The 13,845-nt window shown below is 63.2% G+C and carries 14 protein-coding genes and 1 pseudogene; 9 read left to right on the top strand and 6 right to left on the bottom strand.

Annotated elements, in window-relative coordinates:
• Nucleotides 1-31: 31 nt before the first annotated feature.
• Together AC0L3N_RS00805 and AC0L3N_RS00810 are read right to left on the bottom strand one after the other, a co-directional pair.
• On the bottom strand, nucleotides 32-1,453 hold the full coding sequence (locus AC0L3N_RS00805) for a glutamine synthetase family protein (protein ID WP_473545258.1): 1,422 nt from the start codon (nucleotides 1,451-1,453) through the stop codon (nucleotides 32-34).
• 13 nt (nucleotides 1,454-1,466) lie between these two features.
• A complete protein-coding gene (locus tag AC0L3N_RS00810; protein ID WP_123146326.1) occupies nucleotides 1,467-2,849 on the bottom strand; it encodes an aspartate aminotransferase family protein in 1,383 nt (460 codons plus the stop codon).
• A gap of 165 nt (nucleotides 2,850-3,014) precedes the next feature.
• Here AC0L3N_RS00810 and AC0L3N_RS00815 point away from each other — a divergent pair, with 165 nt between their 5' ends.
• Nucleotides 3,015-3,467, top strand: a complete 453-nt coding sequence (locus AC0L3N_RS00815) for a hypothetical protein (RefSeq protein ID WP_123146327.1) — start codon at nucleotides 3,015-3,017, stop codon at nucleotides 3,465-3,467.
• An 11-nt stretch (nucleotides 3,468-3,478) separates the two neighbouring features.
• Here the strand turns inward: AC0L3N_RS00815 and AC0L3N_RS00820 are convergent, their stop codons facing one another.
• Both AC0L3N_RS00820 and AC0L3N_RS00825 read right to left on the bottom strand, forming a co-directional pair.
• Nucleotides 3,479-4,453: a WD40 repeat domain-containing protein gene (locus AC0L3N_RS00820; RefSeq protein ID WP_123146328.1), complete on the bottom strand. Its 975-nt coding sequence runs from the start codon at nucleotides 4,451-4,453 to the stop codon at nucleotides 3,479-3,481.
• Between the two features lie 261 nt (nucleotides 4,454-4,714).
• Nucleotides 4,715-5,770, bottom strand: a complete 1,056-nt coding sequence (locus AC0L3N_RS00825) for a CobW family GTP-binding protein (RefSeq protein ID WP_123146329.1) — start codon at nucleotides 5,768-5,770, stop codon at nucleotides 4,715-4,717.
• A gap of 197 nt (nucleotides 5,771-5,967) precedes the next feature.
• Here AC0L3N_RS00825 and AC0L3N_RS00830 point away from each other — a divergent pair, with 197 nt between their 5' ends.
• Both AC0L3N_RS00830 and AC0L3N_RS00835 read left to right on the top strand, forming a co-directional pair.
• Nucleotides 5,968-6,699 (top strand): intradiol ring-cleavage dioxygenase, encoded by a 732-nt coding sequence (locus AC0L3N_RS00830; RefSeq protein ID WP_473544891.1) that lies wholly within the window; start codon nucleotides 5,968-5,970, stop codon nucleotides 6,697-6,699.
• A gap of 221 nt (nucleotides 6,700-6,920) precedes the next feature.
• Nucleotides 6,921-7,391 carry a MarR family winged helix-turn-helix transcriptional regulator gene (locus AC0L3N_RS00835; RefSeq protein WP_473484298.1) on the top strand — a complete coding sequence of 157 codons (471 nt, stop codon included), beginning with the start codon at nucleotides 6,921-6,923 and terminating at the stop codon, nucleotides 7,389-7,391.
• Nucleotides 7,392-7,407: 16 nt separating this feature from the next.
• On the opposite strand, the gene AC0L3N_RS00840 is transcribed toward AC0L3N_RS00835, so the two are convergent.
• Entirely contained in the window at nucleotides 7,408-8,286 is an 879-nt protein-coding gene (locus AC0L3N_RS00840) for an AraC family transcriptional regulator (RefSeq protein ID WP_473544893.1), read from the bottom strand.
• Nucleotides 8,287-8,321: 35 nt separating this feature from the next.
• Here AC0L3N_RS00840 and AC0L3N_RS00845 point away from each other — a divergent pair, with 35 nt between their 5' ends.
• The 5 genes and pseudogenes from AC0L3N_RS00845 (at nucleotide 8,322) to AC0L3N_RS00865 (ending at nucleotide 11,657) form a co-directional block, all read left to right on the top strand.
• Nucleotides 8,322-8,729, top strand: a complete 408-nt coding sequence (locus AC0L3N_RS00845) for a DUF2000 family protein (protein ID WP_123146332.1) — start codon at nucleotides 8,322-8,324, stop codon at nucleotides 8,727-8,729.
• 72 nt (nucleotides 8,730-8,801) lie between these two features.
• Nucleotides 8,802-9,062, top strand: a pseudogene (locus AC0L3N_RS00850) (EamA/RhaT family transporter); the annotation flags it as partial.
• 107 nt (nucleotides 9,063-9,169) lie between these two features.
• A complete protein-coding gene (locus AC0L3N_RS00855; protein WP_473545260.1) occupies nucleotides 9,170-10,192 on the top strand; it encodes a LacI family DNA-binding transcriptional regulator in 1,023 nt (340 codons plus the stop codon).
• A complete protein-coding gene (locus AC0L3N_RS00860) occupies nucleotides 10,189-11,172 on the top strand; it encodes a 2-hydroxyacid dehydrogenase (protein WP_473544895.1) in 984 nt (327 codons plus the stop codon). Before AC0L3N_RS00855 ends, AC0L3N_RS00860 begins: the two co-directional genes overlap by 4 nt.
• 83 nt (nucleotides 11,173-11,255) lie before the next feature.
• A complete protein-coding gene (locus tag AC0L3N_RS00865; RefSeq protein WP_473526200.1) occupies nucleotides 11,256-11,657 on the top strand; it encodes a hypothetical protein in 402 nt (133 codons plus the stop codon).
• 15 nt (nucleotides 11,658-11,672) lie between these two features.
• Here AC0L3N_RS00865 and AC0L3N_RS00870 read toward each other — a convergent pair whose 3' ends face one another.
• Nucleotides 11,673-12,446, bottom strand: coding sequence for a gamma-glutamyl-gamma-aminobutyrate hydrolase family protein (locus tag AC0L3N_RS00870; RefSeq protein WP_123146336.1), 774 nt, complete (start codon nucleotides 12,444-12,446; stop codon nucleotides 11,673-11,675).
• Between the two features lie 288 nt (nucleotides 12,447-12,734).
• On the opposite strand from AC0L3N_RS00870, the gene AC0L3N_RS00875 reads away from it, so the two are divergent.
• Complete coding sequence (locus tag AC0L3N_RS00875; protein ID WP_473544897.1) at nucleotides 12,735-13,844, top strand: TRAP transporter substrate-binding protein; 1,110 nt, start codon at nucleotides 12,735-12,737, stop codon at nucleotides 13,842-13,844.
• The last annotated feature ends 1 nt before the right edge of the window (nucleotide 13,845 follow it).

Consider the following 13,845-nt stretch of genomic DNA (forward strand, 5'->3'; position numbering starts at 1 on the left):
CGCTGGGAGAATGACCGGCGATGCGATCGCCTCACACCTCGTGCAGATAGAGGTGATAATCCAGTTCGCTGACCGTGCGCGCCACCCGCAGATATTCGGATTGCTTGATTGCCACGAATGTCCGGTGCAGGTCTTCCCCCAGTGCCCCTTTGAGGAATGTCGAGGCCCTTGCCGCCTCGATCGCCGCGCGCCAGTCCACCGGCATTGTCGTCCGTGTCACGGCTGATTCGTAGCCATTGCCGGTGGTTTCGGGGCCGGGATCGAGGCCTTCGTCGAGGCCCTTAGTGATGCCGGCCAGCACAGTTGCCGCCACCAGATAAGGGTTGGCGTCGACGCCCGACGGCCGGTGCTCGATGCGCCGGTTTTTCGCATCGCCTGCCGGCACACGCAATGCCACCGAGCGGTTGTTGACGCCCCAGGTCGGCGCCACCGGCGCATAGGATTGCGAAACAAAACGCCGCCATGAATTGGCATGCGGCGCAAACACCAGCATCGATTCGGCCATGGTCTGGATGAGGCCGCCCAGTCCGCGCAGCAGCGGCAAGGACCAAGTCTCGCCGCTGGCCTCAGCGAAGATGTTCTTGCCGGCCTTGTCCTGCAGCGAGACATGGAAATGCATGCCGGAACCGGCATATTTCTCGATCGGCTTGGCCATGAAGCAAGCGGTGACGCCGTGGCGGCGCGCCTGTGCCCGCACCAGCCGCTTCAGCATGACGAGGTCGTCGGCCGCGCGGATCACATCTTGGCGATAATTCAGCGTCAGCTCGTATTGACCGGGCGCATATTCGGAAATGACCGTCTCCGCCGGGATGCCTTGCACCTTGGCCGCGGCATAGATGTCGGAAAACAGCGGCTCCATGCCGTGCAGATGGTCGACGGAATAGACCTCGGTCTTGGCCGAGCGTCGGCCGTCGAGCACTGCGTGCGCTGGTTGCACCTTGCCGTCGGCGTCGCGCTCGTTGGCGAGCAGGAAGAATTCGAGTTCGAAGGCGCCGGCCGGACACAGGCCCTTGGCCGCCAGTATCTGCACCTGACGGCCCAGCGCCAGGCGCGGGTCGGAGGACATGGGCTGACCGTCGAGATGGTACATCGCCATCAGCACCTGGCCGCGCGGCGGCTGTGTGCCGAACAGCGGTACCAGCGTACCGGGAATCGGCCATGCTCTGAGATCACCGTCGCCGGTCGTCCAGATCAGTCCCGTCTCGTGCACGTCCTCGCCGGTAATGTCGAGGCCGAGGATCGAGATCGGCATGTGCCGGCCGCCCTCGAAGATGCTCATCAACTCGTGCCGGCGCACGATCTTGCCACGCCCGACGCCATTGGCGTCGGTCAGCACGATGTCGAACGCTTCGATCTCGGGATAGGCGTCGAGAAAGGTTTGCGCCTCAGCGGGCGTCGAGCCCGAAGGGGAGGCGATGATGGCGTTCAGAGTTTGCTTGTGCGCTTCTCTCATACGCAAGCTTGTCTCATGCCGCGAGCCTTGCCGCAACCGCGCCGAAGGCGGTGATCAAGCGGTTGACCTGGGTGGCGCTGGTCGCCGGCGAGATCAGCATCATGTTGTGGAACGGCGCGATCAGCACGCCGCGATTGACCAGCGCGACATGGATAGCCGCTTCGAGCGCCGGCGCGTGCGCTGTTTCCGCCTCGCCGCCATTCCTCAGCGGGCCAGGCGCGCAGATGAACTCGACGCGGGCGCCGACTCGGGCAACATGCCACGGCAGGCGGTAACGGTCGATGACGGCGGTCAGCCCGGCGTCGAGCCGCCGGGCCAGGTGGTCCATATCGTTGTAATTCTCGTCGGTCATCACGTCTTCGAGCGTAGCGCGCATTGCCGCGAATTGCAGCGGATTGGCCGAGAGCGTCGTGCCCATGCCGGAATAGCCTGGTTCCTTGCTCCTGTTATAGGCGGCATAGCGGGTGGCGACGTCTTCGCTCATCCCCCACACACTGGCCGGCACACCGCCGGCGATCGGCTTGCCGAGCACGAACAGGTCCGGCTCCAAGCCGTGTCTTCCGGTGTAGCCGCCCGGACCGGTCGAAATCGTGTGCGTCTCGTCGATCAGCAGCAGGGTGCCGGCCGCGCGGGTGAGACGCCGCAGCGCCTCGTGGAAGCCAGGGTCGGGTAGCACCATGCAGGAATTGGTCAGCACTGGCTCGGTGATGACGCAGGCGATATCCTTATCCCGGAGCACGGCCTCGAGTGCCGGCACATCGTTGAACTCGATGACATCGGTTGCCCGGGTCAGGTCGCGGAATTCGCCGGCCAGTCCCGGCCGGTTGGCCGGTCTGCCGTCGACCAGCCGCACCATCGTCTCGTCGACCGAGCCGTGATAGCAGCCGTTGAAGACCAGGATCTTTTCGCGGCCGGTGATGGTGCGGGCGACGCGCAGCGCAAAGCGATTGGCATCGGTCGCCGTCGTCGCGATCTGCCAGAACGGCAGGCCGAAGCGCTGTTGCAGCAACGGGCCGATGGCGCGCACATCCTCGGAAGGCAGCATGTAAGTCAGGCCGCGCCCGGCCTGCCGGCGGATGGCGCGGGCGACCGGCGGCGGCGAATGGCCGAACATCGAGCCGGTGTCGCCGAGGCAGAAATCGTCGAGCCGGTTGCCGTCGATATCGGTGATCGTGGCGCCTCTGGCGCTGTCGACCAGGATCGGAAACGGCGTCGGCCAGTCGTTCATCCAGTGCATCGGCACGCCGCCGAAGAAGCCCGGCAGGCCGTTGCCGACCTTGGCTGCCGATTTCGGCCTTGCCTTGCGGAAGGCTTCGGCCTCGGTCTCGCGCAGATCGGCGATGCAGGCGGCGCTGATGCCGCCGATGGAAGTCTTTAAATGGTCGATTGTATGCATGAAGGTCCCTCTCATGCGTCACTTTGCCAATCGGCGTCCGGAACCGCAATTGGCCGGACAGCTGCGCTGCATTGGTTCAGTGGCCACGGTGAAGAGGACGGGCGCTTGACCTGAGGGCATCCTCCAGCATCTATGCGGATAGGGTTTGTGGCTGGGGGAAGAAAGATGCGGACGATCTTCTGTGCAACAACGCTGCTGTTATCGGCCGGCTCGGCCTTCGCCACCGGCGGCATCTGGTGCTCGGCCGAGGATGCAGCGGTGAGATTCCAGGTAGAAGCCGGCGTCACCAGAGGCATGGGCGGTCCAACGTTCAATTTCCGGGGCGATCTCGAAATTCTCGGCAGACCCGTCGGCGACGATTTGCGCAAGACAGTGTTCGAGGATTCCAACCTCACGCAATACTGGCTCGACGGCAAGGAATTGCGGCTGCTCGTCTATCGCGAGCACGAGGTCGCAAACACCTACAGCTCTGTCGAACTGACGATCGTGACCAAGTCCAGTGAAGAAGGCACCTATGACGGGCGCTATTCGCTCGCCATCTATGAGGGCACTGCTGACACGGGTGGCGATGGCATGCCTGCCGCGTTGACCGGCAAAGTCTCCTGCGGGGCCGAGTAGAGAACTCCCGGTTATGCGGAAATGTCGATGACGCCGCAGTCGCCGGCGGCACTGCCGAAGGCGACGCGGCGTTCCTCCCTATCCCACATCATCGAGGTGATGGCGCCCTTGCCCGGTCGGCGCAGAAGCACCTCTTTGGCGTCAGCGAAACGCACCGCCATCACCATGCCGTCGTCATAGCCGACGGCGACGACATCCTGGCTGGGATGGCAGGCGACCGAGGTCACCATGGCGTTGCCGCGCGTACCGAGCTCCAGCGGCGCCTTGCCCATCGGCCCGTCCTTGCCCGAAAAAGGCCAGACGATCGCCGCCGGCGCGCCGGAACTGGCCAGCCATTTTCCCTTGGCGCTCCACGACAGGCTTTTGACTTTGCCGGGATAGCCGCTCATGCGCATGTGCTTGCCGTCGGCCAGCTTCCAGCCATGCAGCGCGTTCTCCTGCATGGTGGTGACGAGGAAGGCGCCATCGGGCGAGAAGGTGATGCCGGTATGGGCGCCGGCCCACTCCAGCTCGACCGGTTTGCCGTTCGCCGCCGGGAAATGCAGCGTCGCGCCATTGTAGCGGGCGACACCAAAGCGCATGCCCTTGGGCGAGAACGCCAGCCCCTCGACCGAACGCGGATGCATGAATTCCTTAGTCTTGCCGTCGGCAAAGCGCACAAAAGCGAACTTGCCGGAGGCATAGGCGACGGCGCCTTGTGGTCCAGCCGCGACGCTGGTGATCCATTTTTTCCCGGCGCTTGCCAGCTCCGCCGCATCGCCGCCGGCGGTAACGGAAAAAATCTTGCCGTCCTCGCCGCCGGTGATCAGCCGGTCGTTGGCCGCATCGTGGAAGGCGGCGAGCAGCCCGTCATTAGCCTGCGCCGTCTTGTGGCCATGGTCCAGCCGATGGATTGTGCCGTCGGCCAGCGCGAAATGCGGTACGTCGCCAAGGAAAACGGCGGCGATACAATGTCCCTGGAGATCAAGCGGGGCGACTGTCGGCATGTGAGACTATTCCATTCGAGATTTCGGCTGGTCGTCTACCCCCGCGCGGGAGCCGCCAGCGCGGGTAGGTGCAGCTCTCCTTCTCCCCTTGTGGGAGAAGGTGGATTGGCTCGCAGCGCCAAGACGGTTGAGGGGTGCTGGACGGAGTGCCGTCGTTGCCAAGCTGGAACACCCCTCATCCGACCGAGCTTCGCTCGGCCACCTTCTCCCGCAAGGGGAGAAGGAAAGAAGGTGCAGCGCTAGCGTTATAAGGCCTGGAAATCAAGCGGCCTGGCAGGCCTCAAAACTCATCTTCAGCCGCTCGGCGTCGAGCTCGCGGCCGATGAAGACCAGCCGGCTCTCGTGCTTCTCCCCGTCCTTCCAGGCGCGCTGGTGGTCGCCCTCGATGATCATGTGGACGCCCTGGATGACATAGCGCTCATCATCCCCCTTGAGCGCGATGATGCCCTTCAGCCGCAGGATGTTCGGGCCTTCCATCTGGGTGACCTTCTCGATCCACGGGAAGAATTTCTTCGGGTCCATCTCGCCGCCGCGCAGCGACACCGACTGCACCGTCACGTCATGGATATCGGAAGGGTGTGCGTGATGGTCGTGCCCGTCATGGTGATGATGCCCGTCATGATCGTGATGGTCGTGATGATGATGATCGTGGTCGTCATGCGCCTCGAGGAAATGCGGATCGTTCTCCAGCGCCCGCGAAAGATCGAAGGCGCCGCGGTCGAGCACCTCCGACAGCGCCAGGCCGGCGCGAGTGGTGCGATGGATCCTGGCCGCCGGGTTGATCGCGCGGATCGTCGCCTCGACCTTGCTCAGTTCCTCCGGCGTGACGAGGTCGGTCTTGTTGAGCACGACGACATCGGCAAAGGCGATCTGGTCCTCGGCTTCGCGGGAATCCTTCAGCCGCAATGGCAGGTGCTTGGCGTCGACCAGCACCACGACCGCGTCGAGCCTGGTCTTGGAGCGCACGTCTTCGTCCATGAAGAAGGTCTGCGCCACCGGCACCGGATCGGCGAGGCCGGTCGTCTCGACCACGATGGCGTCGAAGCGGCCTGGCCGGCGCATCAGGCCTTCGACGACGCGGATCAGGTCGCCGCGCACCGTGCAGCAGACGCAGCCATTGTTCATCTCATAGATTTCCTCGTCGGATTCCACGATCAGTTCGTTGTCGATGCCGATCTCGCCGAATTCATTGACGATGACGGCGTAGCGCTTGCCGTGGTTTTCCGAAAGGATGCGGTTGAGCAGTGTCGTCTTGCCGGCGCCGAGATAGCCGGTGAGAACGGTTACGGGGATCTGCGTCGTCTGTGCATCGCTCATGTTGGGCCTCGAAAAGGGATTGTTGGATCCATATAGGATGTGCGCCGTGCTTTTGCACGCGGCAAACCGATGGGCCAAACAGGTCGCCAACATTGCCGGACTTTCCCAACATCGCTGGACTTCATTGGCGCTGGCGGGTCTCACTGCCTAGATTAAGAACAAGGTCGCTTGCTCAGAAGAACCAGAAGAGGTGCCCGATGTCCGACAAACCGTCCTCCTTGCCTTTGAGCCGGCGTCAGGCGCTCGCCCTCATTGCCGTCAGCGCGGGCGGCGGCGTCTTTCTGCCGGGCATCGCGATGGCTCAGCAGGCCTCGCCCTATGCCGGGCTTGCCCTGTTCGATAGCGGTGCCGGCGTCTGCGCGATCACGCCGGAAGCGACCGAGGGGCCGTTCTATTTCGACCCGAAGCTCGAACGCGCCGATATCACCGAAGGCAAAGCGGGCATTGGCCTCAATGTGCGGCTGCAGGTCGTCGACGCGGCCTGCCGGCCGCTTGCCGGCGCGCGCGTCGACAGCTGGCATTGCGACGCGCAAGGCCATTATTCGGGCTATCCGGGACAAGGCGACGGCCAGGATGTCGATACGTCAGGCCAGAGTTTTCTGCGCGGCTGGCAGAAGGCGGATGACACCGGCATCGTCTCGTTCACCACCATCTATCCCGGCTGGTATCGCGGCCGCACCACCCACATCCACTTCAAGGTCTTCCCCGATGACAATTCGGTGATGACCGGCCAGCTGTTTTTCCCCGACAGCCTGAGCGAGCAGATATTCACCACTGTCGCGCCCTACACCGATCGGTCCGGCAGGCGGGATACGCCGAATGCCAGGGACGGTATCGCGCGGCGCGCCGGGCCGCTGTCGCAGGCGGCGCTGCGCGAGGTGGCGGACGCCTATCAGGCCCTGATGATCGTCGCAGTAAAGGCTGCATGAGTCTCGTTTCGCGTGTGCGTCGCTCCTGCGGAAAGCTTCCACCTGCACTGAAAAGTCGTTTGTCATCTAACTGAAATAAACTTCTGGCATTAGCCACGGCGGGCATCGCATTGCTTGCCGGCAAAGCTATTTTGCAAAGCCGGATCTGTTTGATCGTCGATTGCCAACCGGGCGGCTGCCGCTATGCTGTCCGCACCGGTTCGGCCCGAAGAGGGATGACCATGGCCAAGGCGGACAAGACTGCGACAATGAGCCGGCTGCATTCGGCGGCGCGGCTGGCGCGTACGGCACTCGCCGCGCGGCTTCTGACCCACGGCTTCTACGCCGGCCAGGACCAGATCATGCTGGCGCTCGACCGTGAGGACGGGCAGACGCCCGGCAATCTCGCCGGCCGCCTCGGTGTGCGCCCGCCGACCATCACCAAGACGATCAACCGGCTGCAGGCCCAGGGCTTTCTGGAAAAGCGCGCTTCTTCCGCCGATGCCCGACAGGCCCACATCTTCCTGACCGACACCGGCCGCGAAATCATCCACGCCATCGAGAAATCGGTGAAAAAGACCGAGAAGCAGGCGCTGAAGGGTCTCGATAAAAGGGACCAGAAGGCGTTGTTCAAGCTGCTCGCCCGCGTCGAGGCGAACCTCTCGAACGGCGAGATGGTTCTCGTCGATGATGAGATCGACGCCGACGAATGATCCGCGGCTGACGCCATCAGGCTGCGGCTGCCGACGATCCATGGACCAATGCCGACCAGCGGCCCGGCGTGACACCGAACGCCTTCTTGAAGTGCCTGTTAAAATGACTTTGGTCGCTGAAACCGGCCGCTATCGCGATCTGCGCCAATGGCTCGCTCGCCTCGATCATGCGGCGTGCTCGTTGAAGCCGGCGCATCAAGAGAAAGCGATGCGGGCTGGTGGAGAAGGCGGCACGGAAATGCCGCGATAGGGCATAGCGATCCAGTCCGGTGATCGCCTCCAGCTCTTCGGAACGGACGATACGGAAAACATTTTCTTCCAGATAGTCGCGTGCCAGGCTGGCAGCCCGCCATGCTGTCCTTGGGATCGGTTTCGCCTGCAGGCCTGCATGCCGTGCCAAGCTTTGCATCAATTGCGCAATGAAGTCGGCGACAAAGAGGTCGTCCAGCTTCTGGTCCAACGGCCCCAGCGCCGAAAGCAGCCTCGTGCGGAAAACAGGATCCGTCACCACGGCATTCCTGACGAAAGGCAGCGATGCGCCTATCGTATCGAGGCAGTCCAGCACGATGGACGGCTCCAGATAAAGCATCCTGTAACGCAAACCGTCTTCGGTGCCGGCGCCGCCGTCGTGCAATTCGTCGGGATGGAGCACGATAATCTGGCCGGGCAGGCTGTGATGCGTCGCGCCGCGATAACGGAAGGTCTGGACGCCATGCAGCGTCACGCCGATGGCGTAGGTATCATGACGATGGAGATCGAACGCGCTGCCGTGGAACCGGGCCTCGATACGCTCCATTCCGACGCAATCGGGGGCCGAGATGACACAGTTCTCAGCCGCGTCAACGCACAAACGTCCAAGACCCTGAAAGGCCTCGCCATCTAGACCGTGTGACATCGCTTCATTTCACAAACCTGAATGGTAAATGTCTCATGTTCGACACGAAATTTGCAATCGTGCTGCAGGACGACCTTCCCATCTGGCAAAAGCTCAATGTCACCGCCTTCCTGACCAGCGGCATCGTCGCGCAGTATAGCGAAATCATCGGCGAACCCTATCGCGACCGCGCCGGCAATATCTACAATCCGCTCTCGATCCAGCCGGTCATCGTGCTTTCGGCCGATCGCCCGACGCTTAGTGCGATCCACCGACGGGCGGTGGAGCGCGGTGTGACGACCTCGCTCTACGTCGACGAGATGTTTTCGACCGGCCACGACGCGGCGAACCGCGCCGTCTTTGCCGAATTCGCACCCGACGACGCCAAGGTCGTCGGTATCGCGCTGCGCGCCGAAAAGAAGCTTGTCGACAAGATCACCAAGGGCGCCCGCATGCATCCCTAGTGCATGTCGCCCAAAAGTGCGCACCGGTTTTGGGATGACGACATGCAGAAAGACCAAGCCTGTGGCGGCTGATTCATCCTTCTGATGCTTAGCGTGTTCGGCATCGTCTGCCATTGGCACCTGGTGCGGGCTATCGTCTCGGTATGCGCAAATCATTGGGATGATCATTGCCGGCTGGATTGTCTTCAACCAGTTCCCGACCGCTGGACGCTCGTCGGCGCTGCCGTCATCGTCGCCAGCGGCCTTTATAACGTTCATCGCGAGCACCGGCTTCGTGTGCGCAACCGCGCCGCCCTCGACGTCGAGGTGGAAGCGCTGGCAAAAAAACTTTGATTTGCTCCGGAAGGGTGGCATAAGGCCGCGTTTAAACTGTTTAGTTCATGATCCGGTTTTCGCTGGAGATCATGGATCAGCTCTAGATCGTCGGGGAGCGCAAGGCGCTGGCACAGAAGATTAAGCTTTCGACGATCGCGGATGCACTCGGCGTGTCCACGGCCACGGTTTCGCTGGCCCTGCGCGACAGTCCGCTGGTTGCCGGCGGCACCCGCGACCGCATCAAGGAACATGCCCGCGCCATCGGCTATATCTACAATCGCCGCGCCGCCAGCCTGCGCACCTCGCGTTCGGGCATCGTCGGCGTCGTCGTTCACGACATCATGAACCCGTTCTTCGCCGAGATACTGCGCTCGATCGAAAGCGAGCTTGATCGCAGCCGGCAGACCTTCATCCTGTCGAACCACTACGACCAGCTCGAAAAGCAGCGCACCTTCATCGACACGCTTTTGCAGCTCGGCGCCGACGGCGTCATCATGTCGCCGGCCATCGGCACGCCGCCCGAAGACATCTTGATGGCCGAGGAAAACGGCCTGCCGGCGGTGCTGATCGCACGCACCGTCGAAGGCGCCGACGTGCCGGTGTTTCGCGGCGACGATGCCTACGGCACCGGGCTTGCCACCAACCATCTGATCTCGCTCGGCCACAAGCGCATCGCCATGGTCGGCGGCACCGACCAGACCTCGACCGGCCGTGACCGCTACCAGGGCTATGTCAACGCCATGGAGGCGGCCGGGCTGGAGGTCAGGCCGTCCTGGCGCATCGCCGGTCCGCGCACCAAACAGGCCGGGTTCGAAGCGGCCGGCCAGTTCTTGTCGCTGAAGGACAAGCCGACCGCGGCCTGCTGCTGGAACGACCTTGTCGCCATCGGCCTGATGAACGGTATTGCACGCGCCGGGCTGGTGCCGGGCATTGACATATCCGTAACCGGCTATGACGATCTCGAGGAGGCGGCGATCGCAACGCCGGCGCTGACCACCGTCTGGAACGGCCAGCGTGAAGTCGGCCGCCGCGCCGCCAGCGCGCTGCTCGACAAGCTCAATGGGCAGATGGTGCGGCCGTCGCAGGAACTGATCAAGCCGGAACTGCATGTGCGTCAGTCGACCGGCAAACCGGTGGAGCGTGCATGACAAAAGCCGAACAGCAGCAAGCAGTCGCCATTCTGGTGCCGGGCCAATTCAACGACCATGCGGTCGGCCGCATCGATCGAATGTTCAGCCGCGTCTGGATCGAACGGCCGGAAGCGTCGCTGGTCACCGACGAGCTGCGCCGGTCGGTGCGCGGCATTGCCGCCTTTGGCGGGATCAATGCAGCCCTCATCGACGCGCTGCCGAATCTCGAGATCATCGCCAATTTCGGCGTCGGCTATGATTCGGTCGATGCCCGTCACGCAGCGCAGCGCGGTGTCATGGTCACCAACACGCCTGACGTGCTGACCGAGGAGGTCGCGGACACGGCTCTCGGCCTGCTGATCAATACCATCCGCGAGTTGCCGCGCGCCGAGACCTGGCTGCGCGACGGCAGTTGGGCGCGCGACGGCAACTATCGCTTGAGCCGGCTGACCTTGCGCGGCCGTCGTGTCGGTATTTTCGGCATGGGCCGCATCGGCATTGCCATTGCGCGCCGGCTGGAGGCCTTCGGGCTGCCGATCGCCTATCACAACCGGCGCCAGGTCGAAGGCCTGTCCTATGAATACCACGGCACGCTGAAAGGCCTCGCCGAGGCGGTGGATACGCTGATCTCGGTGGCGCCCGGCGGCGCCTCGACGGAAAAGGCGGTCAATGCCGAGATACTGTCGGCTCTCGGCCCGAATGGCGTCTTCGTCAATATCGGCCGCGGCAGCACGGTGGACGAGGCAGCACTTGCGGCAGCCCTGGCCAATGGCACCATCGCCGCTGCCGGGCTCGACGTCTTCGCCGACGAGCCGAACGTGCCGCCAGCGCTGCTCGCCGCTCCCAACACATCGCTTTTGCCGCATGTCGGCTCGGCTTCGGAACATACCCGCCGCGCCATGGCCGATCTGTGCGTCGACAATCTGGTTTCCTGGTTTTCGGAAGGGAGGGCGCTGACGCCGGTGCCGGAAACGGAAAAGGTCAAGGCGCGCAGCTGAGCGGCAAGCTTTCCTATTTGTTAACGTCGGCTTAACGCTTTGAAATCATTTTTTATCTATCGCCAAACACGCGGAGAACGCAGATGAAAGCACTTGCTGCATTGATATCGGTGGCGGCGCTGTTCGGCAGCGTTCACCTGTTTCACGGCGGCAGCGGCGAAGGCCGCACAGCCGATCACTCAACGCAGTCGCCCGGCGATTACAGGCTGGTGGCCAATGGCGACGAAGCGTCCTGCGCGGTCAAGCGCGGCACTGAGGTTGCACAAGGCCTGTCTCTGTTGACGGTCACTGCGAATTGCCGCCGGGTTTTGCCTGGCATCGAGCGCGCGAAATTCTGGCGTGAGCAGGATGACGGCACGGTCATCTTCAGCGTGAACGGCATCGACCCGATCGTCACGTTCGGCGTCGCCGACGGCGACGGTTATGAATCCTACGCACCAACTCTGCCGCTGCTGTCGCTGGCGGCCAGCAGCGATCGACGTTGACGCCCGACGGCTGAATTATTCCGCGGCAGTGCGCGCGCCGGATTTCGCCGTGGCGTGCAGGCGCACCGCGTCGCCGAAGGCGCGGAAGATCTTTGCCGAGACGCTGTCCGAATTGACCCAGTATTCGGGATGCCATTGGACGCCCACGGCGAAGGCACGGGCGTCCCGCACCGAAACCGCCTCGACCGTGCCGTCGGTGGCGACAGCCTCTATCTGCAACTTCGGGCCGAGCCGGTCGATCGCCTGGCGATGCACCGAGTTGACCATGATGTCGCCCGCCCCGAACACGCCGGCGAGGCAGCTTGCGGGCTTGATCGAAATGGTCTGGCGGATGGCGAAGCGTTCGTCCTGATTGTCGCTCGCCGGTGCGCGATGGTCCAGCGATCCCTCGCGCTCCTGGATTTCTGTGGCCAGCGTGCCGCCCAGCGCCACATTCATCTCCTGGATGCCGCGGCAGATGGCGAGCAGCGGCACGCCGCGCTCCACTGCCTTGCGGATCAGCGGCAGCGTCGTGGCGTCGCGGGCCGGATCGTAGGGGCCGTTGGCCTCGCTGGCATCGCCGCCATAGAGCGTGGGATGCACGTTGGACTTCGAGCCGGTGATCATGACGCCGTCGACTGATGACAGGAGTTCATCGAAATCGAGCCGGTCGCCGAAGGACGGCACCAGCACCGGGAACACGCCGGCGGCCGAAAGCGCCGCCTCCAGATATTGCTGCGGAGCGGCATGCCAGGTGTAGTTGTCGAACTGGCGGACATCGGTCGATATGGCGACTAGCGGCTGCTGCATTTTTGATCCGAGTCTATTCAGTGCAAGGATATGTTCTGCCTTTAAAATAGGCGATCCGACGGCGCTTTGCCATGACAAGTTCGGCATGTCGCATGGGCCACGGAAGGGGCGTTAGACTTAAGTTGCAGGAGGTGCGTTCGCGCCGCGTTTTTCGCGAAAACGCCGCCGGCAAAACCGGCTCCCATGGCTAGACTCGACTTCTTGCCCGTGTATTGTTTGCCGCGAAGCCGATCCGGGGCACAGAGCATCTCCCGAACGTCGGTCTGTTGATCCAATAGGGAGGACTTCATGGATCGTCGATCATTCATCCGCAAGGCCGGTGTGACCGGTGTCGGCGCTGCGGCGGCTACGGCGGCGCTTGCAGCGCCGGCTATCGCCCAAACCAATCCGAAAGTGACATGGCGCCTGGCGTCGTCCTTCCCGAAATCCCTCGATACGATCTATGGTGGCGCCGAGGTCTTTTCCAAGATGCTTTCGGAGGCGACCGACGGCAACTTCCAGGTCCAGGTCTTCGCTGCCGGTGAACTGGTGCCCGGCCTGCAGGTCGCGGATGCCACCACCGCCGGCACCGTCGAGGCCTGCCATACGGTGGCATATTATTATTGGGGCAAGGACCCGACATGGGCTTTGGGTGCCGCGGTTCCGTTCTCGCTCAACGCGCGCGGCATCAATGCCTGGCATTACCACGGCGGCGGCATCGACCTGTTCAACGAGTTTCTGGCCACGCAGGGCCTTTTTGGCCTGCCCGGTGGCAATACCGGCGTGCAGATGGGCGGCTGGTTCCGCAAGGAAATCAACACCGTCGCCGACCTTTCGGGCCTCAAGATGCGCATCGGTGGCTTTGCCGGCAAAGTGGTGCAAAGGCTCGGCGTCGTGCCGCAGCAGATCGCCGGCGGCGATATCTATCCAGCGCTGGAAAAAGGCACCATCGACGCCGCCGAATGGGTCGGCCCTTATGACGATGAGAAGCTCGGCTTCTACAAGGTCGCGCCCAATTATTATTATCCTGGCTGGTGGGAAGGCGGGCCGACCGTCCATCTGATGTTCAACAAGGCAAAATACGAGGAGCTTTCGCCGGCCTACAAGGCGCTGGTGCACACCGCGGCGCAGGCCGCCGACGCCAACATGCTGCAGAAATACGACTTTCTGAATCCGGCGGCCGTGAGGCGGCTGGTGTCCGCGGGCGCCAAATTGCGCCCGTTCAGCCCGGAAATCTTGGCAGCCTGCTCCGAAAAGGCGAACGAGGTCTATGCCGAGATGGAAGCTTCGAACGCGCCGTTCAAGAAGATATGGGACTCGATCAAGGCCTTCCGCAAGGAGCACTATCTCTGGGCGCAGGTGGCCGAGTACAATTACGACACCTTCATGATGGTCCAGCAGCGCACCGGCAAGCTCTGAC

The sequence above is a fragment of the Mesorhizobium sp. WSM4807 genome (assembly GCF_055811615.1).